The sequence below is a fragment of the Amycolatopsis sp. NPDC043885 genome, from assembly GCF_056435685.1.
Map to the genome: position 1 here is coordinate 132,227 of NZ_JBWKEA010000019.1, position 13,306 is coordinate 145,532.

The 13,306-nt window shown below is 69.5% G+C and carries 12 protein-coding genes; 5 read left to right on the forward strand and 7 right to left on the reverse strand.

From position 1 onward, the window contains the following. Positions 1-39: 39 nt before the first annotated feature. Positions 40-825: a crotonase/enoyl-CoA hydratase family protein gene (locus tag AC069I_RS36750; protein WP_478230019.1), complete on the forward strand. Its 786-nt coding sequence runs from the start codon at positions 40-42 to the stop codon at positions 823-825. A 10-nt stretch (positions 826-835) separates the two neighbouring features. After that, a complete protein-coding gene (locus tag AC069I_RS36755; protein ID WP_478233628.1) occupies positions 836-1,375 on the forward strand; it encodes a GNAT family N-acetyltransferase in 540 nt (179 codons plus the stop codon). A gap of 211 nt (positions 1,376-1,586) precedes the next feature. Here the strand turns inward: AC069I_RS36755 and AC069I_RS36760 are convergent, their stop codons facing one another. Both AC069I_RS36760 and AC069I_RS36765 read right to left on the reverse strand, forming a co-directional pair. Next, a complete protein-coding gene (locus AC069I_RS36760) occupies positions 1,587-2,735 on the reverse strand; it encodes a CaiB/BaiF CoA transferase family protein (RefSeq protein WP_478267429.1) in 1,149 nt (382 codons plus the stop codon). Between the two features lie 27 nt (positions 2,736-2,762). Then, positions 2,763-3,914 (reverse strand): acyl-CoA dehydrogenase family protein, encoded by a 1,152-nt coding sequence (locus AC069I_RS36765; protein WP_478230036.1) that lies wholly within the window; start codon positions 3,912-3,914, stop codon positions 2,763-2,765. A 104-nt stretch (positions 3,915-4,018) separates the two neighbouring features. Between AC069I_RS36765 and AC069I_RS36770 the strand changes: the two genes are divergently transcribed. From AC069I_RS36770 to AC069I_RS36780, 3 genes are all read left to right on the forward strand, one after another. Next, positions 4,019-4,633 carry a TetR/AcrR family transcriptional regulator gene (locus AC069I_RS36770; RefSeq protein WP_340685095.1) on the forward strand — a complete coding sequence of 205 codons (615 nt, stop codon included), beginning with the start codon at positions 4,019-4,021 and terminating at the stop codon, positions 4,631-4,633. Between the two features lie 104 nt (positions 4,634-4,737). Continuing rightward, positions 4,738-5,535, forward strand: a complete 798-nt coding sequence (locus AC069I_RS36775; RefSeq protein ID WP_478230010.1) for a hypothetical protein — start codon at positions 4,738-4,740, stop codon at positions 5,533-5,535. Between the two features lie 117 nt (positions 5,536-5,652). Then, entirely contained in the window at positions 5,653-7,266 is a 1,614-nt protein-coding gene (locus tag AC069I_RS36780) for a succinic semialdehyde dehydrogenase (protein WP_478230009.1), read from the forward strand. 74 nt (positions 7,267-7,340) lie between these two features. Here the strand turns inward: AC069I_RS36780 and AC069I_RS36785 are convergent, their stop codons facing one another. The 5 genes from AC069I_RS36785 to tesB all read right to left on the reverse strand — a co-directional run bounded on the left by AC069I_RS36785 (position 7,341) and on the right by tesB (position 13,279). Continuing rightward, positions 7,341-10,367, reverse strand: coding sequence for a helix-turn-helix transcriptional regulator (locus tag AC069I_RS36785; RefSeq protein WP_478230008.1), 3,027 nt, complete (start codon positions 10,365-10,367; stop codon positions 7,341-7,343). A gap of 63 nt (positions 10,368-10,430) precedes the next feature. Further along, on the reverse strand, positions 10,431-10,643 hold the full coding sequence (locus AC069I_RS36790; protein WP_340685091.1) for a hypothetical protein: 213 nt from the start codon (positions 10,641-10,643) through the stop codon (positions 10,431-10,433). Between the two features lie 164 nt (positions 10,644-10,807). Beyond that, positions 10,808-11,017 carry a DUF397 domain-containing protein gene (locus tag AC069I_RS36795; protein WP_125675531.1) on the reverse strand — a complete coding sequence of 70 codons (210 nt, stop codon included), beginning with the start codon at positions 11,015-11,017 and terminating at the stop codon, positions 10,808-10,810. After that, positions 11,014-11,916, reverse strand: coding sequence for a helix-turn-helix domain-containing protein (locus AC069I_RS36800; protein WP_478230007.1), 903 nt, complete (start codon positions 11,914-11,916; stop codon positions 11,014-11,016). The genes AC069I_RS36795 and AC069I_RS36800 overlap by 4 nt, the downstream gene beginning before the upstream one ends. 463 nt (positions 11,917-12,379) lie before the next feature. After that, positions 12,380-13,279 (reverse strand): acyl-CoA thioesterase II, encoded by a 900-nt coding sequence (tesB, locus tag AC069I_RS36805; RefSeq protein ID WP_034322491.1) that lies wholly within the window; start codon positions 13,277-13,279, stop codon positions 12,380-12,382. Positions 13,280-13,306 lie beyond the last annotated feature (27 nt).

Sequence of the window (13,306 nt, forward strand, 5' to 3'; positions counted from 1 at the left end):
GGCCCTGTTGCCCACCCGGTTTCCCCGAGGGAGCGATCGATGAGCGAAAACGTTCTTGTCCACCGGGAGGGGCCGGTGACGACGATCACGCTGAACCGCCCCGAGTCGCGCAACGCCGTGGACGGTCCGACGGCGAACGCTCTGGCGGACGCGTTCCGCGCGTTCGACTCCGACGAACAGGCCGCGGTCGCCGTCCTCACCGGTTCGGGTGACGCCTTCTGCGCCGGAGCCGATCTGAAGGCCGTCGGCACCGGCCGCACCAACTCGCTCAGCCCGGCGGGTGACGGGCCGATGGGCCCGACGCGCATGGCGCTGTCGAAGCCGGTGATCGCCGCGGTCCGCGGGCACGCCGTCGCGGGCGGCCTGGAACTGGCGCTGTGGTGCGATCTCCGGGTCGCCGACAGCACTGCCGTGTTCGGCGTGTTCTGCCGCCGCTGGGGGGTGCCGCTGATCGACGGCGGCACGGTGCGCCTCCCCCGGCTGATCGGGCATTCGCGGGCGATGGACCTGATCCTCACCGGCAGGCCGGTGGACGCCGACGAGGCGCTCGCGATCGGGCTTGCGAACCGGGTCGTGCCGGATGGCGAGGCCCTGGCGGCCGCGCAAGCGCTGGCACGCGAACTGGCCGCGTTCCCCCAGGCGTGTCTGCGCGCGGATCGCAAATCCGCGTACGGCCAGTTCGGACTGACCGAGGACGAGGCGATGCGCGCCGAGTTCTCGAACGCGCTGATCGGCGGAGGGCTCGCCGAGGAGGCCGTCGCGGGCGCGAGCCGGTTCAGTGACGGCGCGGGGCGTCACGGCAGTTTCGACGGCCCACGGCTCTAGGGTCTGTCGGATGACAGAAACCGGAGTCGCGCTCAGACCGGTCTACGAAGACGACCTGCCGATGCTGGAAGCGCTGACGAACGATCCGCGGGCCGCGGGCACGTTCGAATGGCACGGCTGGCACGACCCGCACTTCCTGCGCCGCCGCTGGGCCGAGACCGGCATGCTCGCGGCGGACAACGGGATGCTGATGATCGAGCTCGACGGGCAGCGGCTCGGTTTCGTCTCCTGGCACAAGACGAGGACGGGCTCGACGTCGTACTGCTGGAACGCCGGGCTCGTGCTCATCCCCGAGGCACGCGGCCACGGCTACGGAACCGAGGCGCAGCGGTTGCTGGTCCGCTACCTCTTCGCGCACACGCAGATGAACCGGGTCGAGGCGTCGACGGAGGCGGGCAACCTCGCCGAGCAGCGCTCCCTGACGAAGGCGGGCTTCACCCGGGAGGGTGTGCTGCGCGGCTACGGGTTCCGGGACGGCGCCTGGCGCGACCACATCCTCTATTCGGTGGTGCGATCGGACCTGGGCCCCGCGAATGGGAAGGCCGGTTAGAGCCGATCGTGTCTTGGCTACCTACCGCCGACGCGCGTGGCAGGATGGACGACTCGCGGCGGGGCCCGGCCACGGTCGTGTCGTCCCACCAATCACGCGTGTCGTCCGCCGGATCACGCGTGTCGTCCGGTAGGTCACGTGACATCGTCGGTGCGGTCTCGTGAGTGGTAAGGACGGTTAGAACCGTCCTTACCACTCACGAGGCCGATCACTAAGCGATCGTCCCGGCGGCCCTGAGCCGTTCGATCCCCTCGGCGTCCACGCCGAGTTCGGCGAGGACCTCGGCGGTGTCGCCACCCTTGGGCCGAGGCGGTTCCGGCGTCTCGGCCGGCGTGCGGTCGAACCTCGGCGCCGGCGCGGGCTGCAGCATGCCGCCGACGTCGACGAACGTCTTGCGCGCGACGTTGTGCGGATGCGACGGCGCCTCCTTCGGGGAGAGCACCGCCGTCAGGCACGCGTCGGTGCCCTCGGCCTTCGCGACCAGCTCGTCGCGGGTGTGCTTCGCGACGGCTTCGGCGACGATCTTGCGCAGCTTCGGCCACTCGTTCTTGTCGACGTGGACCGGGGTCTCCTCGGGGTCGAGGCCGAGCACCTTCACCAGGTCGCCCCAGAACCGCATCTCGATCGCGCCGATGGCGACGTATTTGCCGTCGGCGGTCTCGTAGGTGTCGTAGAACGGCGCGCCGCCGTCGAGCATGTTCTCGCCGCGCCCACCGGACCACAACCCGGAATCCAGCAGCCCGTGCAGGCTGGTGGTCAGCAGCGCCGCACCGTCCACCATGGACGCGTCGACCACCTGTCCCTTGCCGGACGTCTGGCGTTCGAACAGCGCCGCCAGCACACCCATGGCGAGCAGGAGGCCACCGCCGCCGAAGTCACCGACGAGGTTGAGCGGCACCACCGGCCGCTGCCCGGCGTGCCCGATGGGTTCGAGCGCGCCGGAGATGCCGATGTAGTTGATGTCGTGCCCGGCGACGGTCGCCAGCGGGCCGTCCTGGCCGTAGCCGGTCATCCGGCCGTAGACCAGCCGCGGATTGCGGGCGTGGACCTGTTCCGGCCCGATGCCCATCCGCTCGGCGACGCCGGGGCGGAAACCCTCGATGAGCACGTCGGCGTCGTCGGCGAGTTTCAGCACCAGTTCGACGCCCTCGGGGGTCTTGGTGTTGATCCCGATCGACCGCCTGCCGCGCGCGAGCGGATCGTTCGGGAACCCGATGACGTCGTTGCCCGGTGTCGCCCGGTCGATCCGGACGACCTCCGCGCCGAGATCGGCGAGGATCGTGCAGGCGAACGGCGCCGGGGCGAGCCCGGCCAGTTCGACGACCTTGAGCCCGCTGAGCGGGCCGGCCTTTTTCGCCACGTTCTTCCTTCCTACGCCAACGGTTTCTCAGAGCGTGCGAGAGATGATTTCCTTCATGATCTCGCTGGTGCCACCGAAGATGCGGGAGATCCGGATGTCGGCCCACGCGCGCGCGATCGGGTACTCGGTCATGTAGCCGTAGCCGCCGAAGAGCTGCAGGCAGTCGTCGACGACCTTGTTGACCCGTTCGGTGGTCCACAGCTTCGCCATCGCCGCGCCCTGCACGTCGAGTTCCTTGCGCAGGTGCCGTTCGATGCACTGGTCGAGGAACGCGCGGGACACCGCGGCCTCGGTCGCGGCCTCGGCGAGCTTGAACTTCGTGTTCTGGAAGTTGTAGACCGGGCGGCCGAACGCCTGGCGGTCCTTGGTGTAGGCGATGGTCTGGTCGATCGCGGCCTCCATCCCGGCGACCGCGGTGACGGCGATGATCAGCCGTTCCTGCGGCAGCTGCTGCATGAGCTGGATGAAGCCGAGACCTTCCTGTGCGCCGAGGAGGTTGGCGGCGGGCACGCGGACGTCGTCGAAGTTCAGCTCCGCCGTGTCCTGCCCCTTGAGGCCGATCTTGTCGAGGACGCGGCCGCGGCTGAAGCCGGGCGTGTCGGTCTCGACGGCGATCAGCGAGACACCCTGCGCGCCCGCCTCCGGGTCGGTCTTCACCGCGACCACGACGAGGTCGGTGTGGAAACCGTTGGTGATGAACGTCTTCGCGCCGTTGATCACGTAGTGGTCGCCGTCGCGTACCGCGCGGGTCTTGATGTTCTGCAGGTCCGAACCGGTGCCTGGCTCGGTCATCGCGACCGCGCCGACCATCTCGCCGGAGGCGAACTTCGGCAGCCACGCCTTCTTCTGCTCTTCATTCGCGTACTCGAGGATGTAGTGCGCGACGATTCCATTGTGGACGGTGACGCCCCAAGCGCTGTCACCGGACCGGGCCTGCTCTTCGTAGAGCACGGCTTCGTGGGCGAACGTGCCGCCGCCACCGCCGTACTCCTCCGGGATGGACAGGGCCAGCAGGCCGACCTCGCCCGCCTTCGTCCACAGCTCGCGGTCGACCTTCTTCTCGGCCGCCCAGCGCTCCTGGTTCGGCACGAGTTCCTTCTGGCAGAAGGTCCGGGCGAGGTCCCGGAGGTCTTCGAGCTCCGTCGTGCTCCACGAACTCTTCTGGATCTGCAAGGGCACGGCCAACGCCTCCTGATCGGACCTGGAAAACATGACGCTTAGGATGTAAGTTCCATTCGGAATGTACATCCGTACCGAGCTGCACGTAAAGGGGGCCGGAGCCGGTGAGCGTGCTCGGCAGGACCCACCGCACCCAGGCCGAGCGGCGCGAGCAGACCCGCACCGCGCTGCTCGACGCGACCATCGACTGCCTGGTCGACCTCGGCTACGCGCGCACGTCGGTCCAGGAGATCTGCGCCCGCGCCGGCGTCTCGAAGGGCGCCGTGCAACATCACTTCTCCGCGAAGGCCGAACTCATGGCGGCCGCCGTCGAGCATCTGACCGAAAAGCTGCGCGGGCGGCTCGCGGCGTCGATCACGGCGCTTCCCGGCGGCGCCTCGGGGGTCGCGGCGGCGATCGACCTGCTGTGGGAGGGCTACTCGGGCACGCTGTCCACGGCCGCCACGGAACTGTGGGTCGCGGCGCGCACCGACCCCGAACTCCGCGAGGCGATCCGCCCGGTCGACAGGGCGCTGGGCCGCTCGACGCTGGAGCACGTCACCGCGGTCGCCGGGGATCTGCCGAAGGAACGCGCGGAGATCCTCTTCTGGCTGACCGTGAACCTCACCCGGGGACTGGCGCTGGACGCCGAACTCGGCGGCGATCCGAAGCGACGGCGGCAACTGCTCGACGAATGGAAGCGCGTCGCGGTGATGTTGTACGAGGACACCACCGCTTAGCACGCACGAAAGCACCTTGACCAGAGCACAGCTGACACTTATCCCGTCGGCCGATCCGTGGTGGAATTCCTTGCTGGACAACCGAACCGGCGGAGGAGTCGACCATGAACGCGCCGCAGCAGCAGCCGTACCAACCGACTGGCCCGTTCGGCGCAGTACCGCCCGCCACCGCGTCGCGCCCGCCGTCCGACGTGCGGCTCCCCCGCCTCTTCGCCGCGATGATGGGGGTTTTCGCCGGCCTGCTGGTCCTTCTCGCGACTTTTCTCCCGCAGTCGACGTACGAGCAGGTGTCCGACGGCAAGGCGGTGTCGAAATTCGCCGAGACCGGCTGGACGCGGATCTTCGACATCGAACCGTCGGCGGAGGAGAAGGAGTTCTACGACAAGACGCATGTCGCCCGCTACGGCATCCCGCTGTCCGCCGCCGCGCTGACTCTGTTCGCCGGGGCCGCGGTGGGTTTCGCCGCGTACCAGCGCAATTCGGGTTCGCCCGCCGCGACGACGTCGAGGACGCTCCTCATCGCGGGCGGGGCGGGGGCCGCGGTCGGCGTCTGGATGCTCGGCATGGACATCTCGGCGAGCCTGAGCTTCGGACAGGACACCGGCCGGTTCGTCTCGCGTTATGGGACCGGGAGCGGATTCTGGATCCTGCTCGCCGGCGGGCTCGTGGCGTTGCTCACGGTCGGGCTGGCGGTCGTGGCCAACCGTCGTGAACCGGCGCCGCCCCCACAGGCCCCTTACCCGGTCACCTACACCCCTTATGCTCCCGGTGTCCCTCAGCAGCAGTATCCGCAGGCCTACGAGCCGCCGTCGCCCCCGACGCCGCCCGCGGGATCCGCGTTGCAGCAGCAGGACATCCTGCGCCCGTCCCCGGACAATCCGCCACGGCCCGACAATACGTGAAACTGATTCATATCAGCACTGGACAGTCTCCATACCGGCGGTATGCTGTACTCGTCGGTAACACCTGGGCTCTGCGTGGCGCCTTTCCGGCTCCGCGCGGCATGGAACGGAGACGGCATGACGAGCACGACACCGGCGAGTGCGGGCCAGCACACCGAAGGACCGTCCACCATCGGCGGCGTTCCCGGCGCCCCCGCCATGACGAGGGCGGAACGGCTCGTGCGCCGGGTCGTGGGCGGTGCGGACTCGGCGCCCGTCCAGATGCGCGCGCCCTTCACCGGACAGCCGATCGCGACCCTTCCCCAAGCCACCGACGCCGACGTCCGCGCCGTGTTCGACCAGGCGCGGGAAGCTCAGCGCGCATGGGCCGAGCGACCGGTCGAAGACCGCCAGCGCATCCTGATCCGCCTGCACGATCTGGTGCTGAAGCGGCAGGAAGAGGCGCTCGACCTCGTGCAGATCGAGGCGGGCAAAGCACGGATGGACGCCTTCGACGAAGTCAGCGCCACCGCGCTCGTGGCCGCCTACTACGGCAAGCACAGCGCGAAGTTCCTGTCGCCGCGCCGCGCCGCCGGGCTGATCCCGGTGTTGACGAAGGTCGGCGAGATCCGGCACCCCAAGGGTGTCGTCGGGATCATCTCGCCGTGGAACTACCCCCTCGCCCTGACCGCGATGGACGTCCTGCCCGCGCTCGCGGCGGGTAACGCCGTCGTACAGAAGCCGGACAACCAGACCGCGCTCTCGGCGCTGTGGCTGCAGGAGGTCGCCGAGGAGGCCGGTCTGCCCGCCGGTGTCTGGCAGATCGTGCTCGGCCGGGGCTCGCAGATCGGCGACGCCCTGGTCGAGGAATCGGACTACCTGTGCTTCACCGGATCCACGCCCACGGGTAAGGGGCTCGCCGCGAAGGTGGCGGAGCGGCTGACGAGCTACTCGCTGGAACTCGGCGGCAAGAACCCGATGATCGTGCTGCCCGACGCGGACATCGCCAAGACCGCCACGGGCGCGGTGACCGCGTGCTTCTCCTCCGCGGGGCAGCTGTGCGTCTCGGTCGAGCGCATCTACGTGCACGAGTCGATCCGCGAGGAGTTCACTCGCGCGTTCGTCGCCAAGACCGCCGCGCTGCGGCTGGGCGGCGCCCTGGACTACCAGGCGCAGATGGGATCCCTGACCTCCGAGGCCCAGCTGGAGACGGTGTCGGCGCACGTCGAGGACGCCCGCTCCAAGGGCGCGAAGGTGCTCACCGGTGGCAAGGCGCGGCCCGACCTCGGCCCGCTGTTCTACGAGCCGACCGTGCTCACCGACGTCACCGAAGACGTCAAGCTGTTCGCCGAGGAGACCTTCGGGCCGGTCGTGTCGATCTACGGCTACACCGACGTCACCGACGCGATCGAGCGGGCCAACGACACGAAGTTCGGGCTGAACGCGAGCGTGTGGTCGCGCAACGGCCGGGCGGGCTGGGAGGTCGCGGCGCGGCTGAAGGCCGGGACCGTCAACGTCAACGAAGGCTTCGCGGCGACTTTCGGGACCGTGGGCCTGCCGATGGGCGGGATGAAGGAGTCCGGCGTCGGGCGGCGCAACGGTGCCGAAGGCCTGCTCAAGTACACCGAGGCCCAGGCGATCGCTTTGCAGCGCGGGATGCCGCTGCGCCCCGGCCGCGGAATCCCGCCGAAGCTCTGGGTGCGGGCACTGAGCACGAGTCTGAAAGCCCTGCGCCGCCTCCCGCGCCGCTGATCCCCCTCCCGCATTTCGTCCTCTGAACGCGGTACTTGCACACGCAAGGATCGCATTCAGAGGACGAAACGCGGCTAGGAGGAAGAGGTCGGAGCGGCCAGCAGGCCCCGGTCGTAGGCGATCGCGACCGCCTCGGCCCGGCGGCTCGCGCCGAGTTTCGCCATCACGCGCGAAAGGTGGACGCTCACCGTCTTCTCGCTGATGTACAGCTCTTCACCGACCTGCCGGTTGGTCCGGCCGAGCGCGACGCGCTCCAGCACGTCGCGCTCCCGATCGGTGAGCGGATCGACGACGTCACGACGCGGCGCCGCGGCCTCCCCGGGAAGCTCGACGCGCGCCCTGTGGCTGAGCTCCCGGACGGCTTCGCGCAGCGGGCAGGCGCCCAGCCGATCGGCCACCGCGTGCACGGCCAGCAGCTCCGACGCGGCGAGCGCGGTGTCGCCGTCCGAAGCCAGCAGGGATTTCGCGTGCTGCAGACGGCACATGGCCTGCTCGTACACCGCGCCGTACCCGAACGCCTCGACCGCCTTCGCCCACAGCGCCGGATCCCCCGCGCCGCGCAGGCTGCCGCCGAGCGCCTCCAGCCGGGCTAGCCACGCCAGCGCTTCCGGGCCCAGCGACACCGAACGCGGGATGCCGTGTTCGGCGCAATGGCGGCCGTGGGCGAGGAACTTCTCGCCCGATTCCACCGCGGCCTCGACTGCCGCCTGATCACCACGTACCCGTGCCTCGGCGGCCTGGGCGACGGCCGCCGTGAGACCGTGCACGCTGATCCGGATGCCGCCCAGCACGGCGGGTTCGACCTCTTCGAGCCAGTCGATCAGCTCATGCGCATGACGCACCGCACCCGCGTGATCTCCTCGCCACGACGCGAGCTGGATCGCGGCGTCGCCCGCCGCGAGCGCGATCGAGTAGTCCGCGCTCCAGTGCTGACGGAGGCTGGGCAGGATCTTGTCCGCGTCCGCGAACCGGCCCCTGCCGACGACGAACTGTGCCCAGATCCCCAGGAAGCGCCCGGCGACGACACTCGAAACACCGCGGCCCGCGCGGCCGGCGTCGTCGTCTTCCGGCCAATCCCCGCTGACGTACCGCAGCGTGAGGTGTTTGGTCCGCAGCTCGATGCCGAACGAGCTCCAGGTCAGCCCGGTCTCCTTGGCCCGCTTGATGCCCTTGGCGTAGTACTTCAAGGCGGAATGGATCTCTGCCCTGTCGTCGTAGCTCAGCCCGAGGAAGTGCAGGGCCCGTAGCTCGCCGTTGAGCGCGCCGGAATCCCTGGCCTTCCGCTCGGCCTCGCGCAGCCTCTCCCGCGCCTCCTCGACGTCGCCCGCCGAATCGGCCAGCGTCCCGAGCGAGACCAGCGCCGCCGCCTCCGCCCCGCCCGCGCCGACGGCCCTGGCGTCGGCGACCGCGGCCAGCGCGCACTGCAGCGCCTCGTCGTGCCTGTCGATCAGCCGCAGGATCCCGGCGCGGGTGGCGAGCACCCAGGCCCGCGCGGCACTCGCCTCGGTGTGTTCGACCAGCTCCCAGGCCTTGTCGATCGCCTCGACGACCTCGTCCAGCGTGCCGTCGACCGAAAGCAGCGCCTCGGCGTGCCGTCGCCAGACCTTGGCGGCCCGCTCGTTGCCGGTGTCCGGGCCCAAGGCCTCGGTCGCGGACCGCGAATAGGCGACCGCGCGCTCCGGCTCCCCCGACGTGCTCGCGAAATACGACGCCTCGTGCAGAAGGCGGAGCTCGTCGACGTCCGACGGCCGGTCCGCCGCGGGCACGGCGTCCCAAATGGACAGTGCCTGCTCGACGTGCCTCAGCGCGGAGCCGGGCGCGCCCAGCTTCTCCGCTTCGTCCATCGCGCGCAGCAACGCGGCCAGTGCGGTGACGAAGTCCTTGCTCTCCATGCTGTGGTGCGCGAGCCGCGCGTCCTGGCCCCGGCCTTGTGTGCGGTTACGGATGCGTGCCGCGTACGCCGCGTGCATGCGCACCCGCTCCCCCGGCAACAGGTCGCCGTACACGGCTTCCTGCAGCAGCGCGTGACGAAAGGTGTAGAAACCGTTCTCGATCACCAACACGTGATGCTGCACGGCCTCGCGCAGCGCCTCGTCGAGTTCGAGTTCGTCCAGGCCGGAGATCTCGGCGAGCGCGGCGTGCGCCACCGCGTCCTTCGCGACCGAGACCACGCGCAGCACCCGGCGCGTGATCTGCGAAAGCTGCTCCACCCTGGCGAGGAGCACTTCGGCCAGCCCGGCGGGGAGCTCGCGGCAGTCCTTCGCGGACGCGAGCAGCTCCTCGACGAAGAACGGATTGCCCTCGGACCGGGTGACGATGTCGGCGATCAGGTCCTGGCCGATCGGCTCGTCGGCCAGCGCCTCGACGAACGCGCGCGCGTCCTCGGCGCCGAACGGCTTGACCTCGACACGTTCGACCGCGCCCAGCCGCACCACCTCGGACAGCACCGCCCGGAGCGGATGCCGCCGGTGGACGTCCTCCTCGCGATAGCTCGCCACCACCAGCAGCCGCTGGGTGCGCAGCCTCGTCAGCAGGAAGGACAGCAGGTTCCGGGTGGAACCGTCGGCCCAGTGCAGATCCTCCAGCAGGATCACCACGGGCCGGCGCTGCGCGATGACGGTCAGCACCCCCAGTACCGCGTCGAACAGCTGGAGCTGGCCGAGGTCCCGTTCGGGCCCGAGGCGCTGCGTCGACACCCGTTCGCTCGCGGTGAGCTGACCGTCTTCGATGGCGGGGTAGTCCTCCGCCTGCTGCATCTGCGGGAGCAGCCTGCCCAGCGCCGGCCGGGCCCGGAGCGCGGCGGTGACCGCGGGATCGGACGTCGTCGCCAGCGGCGCCAGCGCCTCGGCGAACGGAAGATAGGGAAGACCGCCCTCATGGACGTCGATACAGCGCCCGGTGAGCACCAGGGCGCCCGCGCCCGCGGTGTACTCGCCGAGCGCGGTCAGGAGGCGGGTCTTGCCGACGCCGGCGTCACCGGAGAGCAGCACCGCGCCGGCCTCGCCCCGTTCTGCACGGGCGAAGGCGGCGCGGAGCTGCCGCATCTCCTGTGTGCGGGCGACGATCGGGATTCCGGAGCCAAGACGGGGCACGAGGTGCATTCTTGCCTACCGGGCCGACAACTTCGCCTGTGTTTTCGCCGAGAGCTTCATCGCACTCGACCTCTACCGGGTGATGTCGCCGCTGCGGGCGGGCGCCTGCCGGACCTCTCGGCGCTCCTGGGCGGGCACCTGGACTTCGGCGCGCTGCGCGCGGATCCGCTTACTCGCCCGGCGGGCCCGCTCGACCCATATGCTGCGGCCCGCTCGCTGCAGCTCTTCCCGGCGATACTCGACCTCGGCCAGTACGCCGGTGAGCAAAGCGTCGTTCGTGTTCATCACTGTCTCCCCTTAGGAACTTCACTGCCTTGTTGGTAGTGAAGAGATTCGTCCTGAGGGGTGCCCTGAGGCATCGGGTGATCACCTACACCCGGACGTGATTCGACCCCTTACGCCGGCCCATCCCCTGCTCGGGGGGCGTAAGGGGTCGAGTTCGGGGATCTTCAGTCGTGAGCGGGGCCACTCGTGCGCACCGCGCCGAGCAGCCCACGCCAAGCCTGCGGCGAGAGGCGGAAGGCACCTCCCTCAGGGTCCTTGGAGTCCCTCAGCGCGGCACCGGAACCGGTGAAGGCGACCTCGACGCAGTCGTTGCCGCCACCGCTGTGGCTGCTCTTGAACCACCGGGCCTGGGAAAGATCATCGTTGGGCGTCATGCTCCCCGCTCCTTACTTGTTTCCAGGGACTTCTCCGGAAGGGCCGCCTGTTCGGCGAACCTTCCGGCGGCCTCGGCGATCACCTCGACCGAGTCGTCCGGCTTCAACGCGGCGGCACGCAGATGGTCGAACATCAACGCGTATCGCCGGACGTCCGGGGGTTCCTCCAGGTACAGCCCGCTGGAGGTGCTGTCGACGTAGACCACGTCGGTGTCGGCCAGTTCGGGGAAGCCCATGATGAGGAACGGACCCTCCATCCCGGGATGGGCACCCGCGCCGAACGGCACGATCTGGACGGTCACGTTCGGCTGCGCCGCCATCGTGACCATCCGGTACAGCTGCTCCGCCATGACCTCGGGGCCGTCGACCACGCGGTGCAGGACCGCTTCGTCGATGACGGCCCAGTACTCCGGGGGCGAGGGATCGGTCAGCAGTTCCTGCCGCGCCATCCTCGCCGCCACCCGGCGCCTGATCTCGGCGTCCTCGGCGTCGGGCCGCATCGCCCTGATCACGGCCTTGGCGTACCGCTCGGTCTGCAACAGGCCCGGGACCAGCAGCGCCTGGAACGCCCGCAGCGAACTCGCGTCCGCCTCCAACCCGACGAAGGTGCCGGTGAACACCTCGTTATACGCGTGCCACCAGCCGCGTTTGCGGGCTTCCCTGGCCAGCTGGACGAGCGCTTCCTGCTCGTCGCCCGCGATGCCGTACAGCTCGAGCATGTCGCGCGCGTCGCGCGGGGTGACACCGACATGCCCCGTCTCGATGCGGCTGACCTTCGACGCCGAGCATTCGAGCTTCTCGCTCACCTCGTCGATCGTGAGGTCGGCCGCCTCGCGCAACCGCCTCAACTCGCTCGCCAGCCGCCGGCGGCGCACGGTGGGTCCCTGACCCCTCGTCATCACGGCACCCTCCACAAGCTGTCCGAGCAACACCGATCGCGACACGGCGAGGAGAACAGTGTTCAGTAACCTCGCACGAAGCACATCTAACCAGCCCGAGACACATTCGGTGAGATGGTCACACGACCATTTTCACCCACGCCTCGATTTTCATCCTGCAATTTGCAGATTGCCGTTGTAGGTTGAGCATTGTGCAACGCGGTACGCCCGCCCTCACCGGCGGCAGCGGATCCGCTCGCGGCACAGGCGCGGGGCCGCGAGCTGCACCGATGGGCTTTCGGAAGGATACCCGTCGAAGCCGGATTCACCCCCGGTGCGGGGCCGGAGCCGTCCCCCGATCGGTTCCGGCCCTCCCTTTATGCCCGCATCCATTCCGTAATGCTCTGGCTCCAGATGTTAATGCGTTTCGCCATTCCCTCTAAAGGGTGGACAAGACGACATCTCCGATGCGGAACGTCACCGTTCACACGACCCGCAGAAGACCTTCCTGCACCACGGTGGCGATATGCGTTCCGTCCGCGGCGAAGAACCGGCCGGTCGCCAGCCCGCGGGCACCCGACGCGGTCGGCGATGCGCTGTCGTAGAGGAACCACTCGTCGGCCCGGAACGGACGGTGGAACCAGAGCGCGTGGTCGAGGCTCGCGCCCAGCACCTTGTCGAGATCCCAGTAGACGCCGTGGCGCGCGAGGACCGAGTCCAGAAGCGTCATGTCGGAGGCGTAGGTCAGCACGCAGACGTGCAGCAGCTGCTGGTCCGGGAGCTTGCCGTCGGCCCGCATCCAGACCTGGTTCCTGGCGGGCCGGTCGCCCGATTTCCTGGTCACCCACGGCGGATCGTTGACGTAACGCAGGTCGATCGGGCGCGGCCGGTCGAGATGACCCATGAAGTACCCCTCGGCCCGCTCCTGCAGCGTCGGGAGCGACTCGGGGTCGGGGACGTCCGGCATGGTCTCGGAGTGTTCGATACCGCCTTCGTCCTTCTGGAACGAGGCGGACAGGGAGAAGATCGCCTTGCCGTGCTGGATGCCCACGACGCGGCGAGTGGTGAACGAGCGGCCGTCGCGGATGCGGTCGACCTCGTAGACGATCGGGACACTCGGGTCGCCGCCGCGGATGAAGTACGCGTGCAGCGAGTGGACCTTCCGCTCCTCGGGGACCGTGCGGCCGGCGGCGACCAGCGCCTGCCCCGCGACCTGCCCGCCGAACACCCGCACCGGCGAATGGGCGGGCGAGACACCTCGGAAGATGTTCTCCTCGATCTTCTCCAAGTCCAGCAGCGCGACCAGCCGGTCGAGCACGGGCTGTCCGCCCACCCCACCGGCGTTGTCGAAACCGGCCGCGGCTTCCCTGGCCATCTCAGTCATGTCCTGAACTTTAGGCCGTGCGGGTGC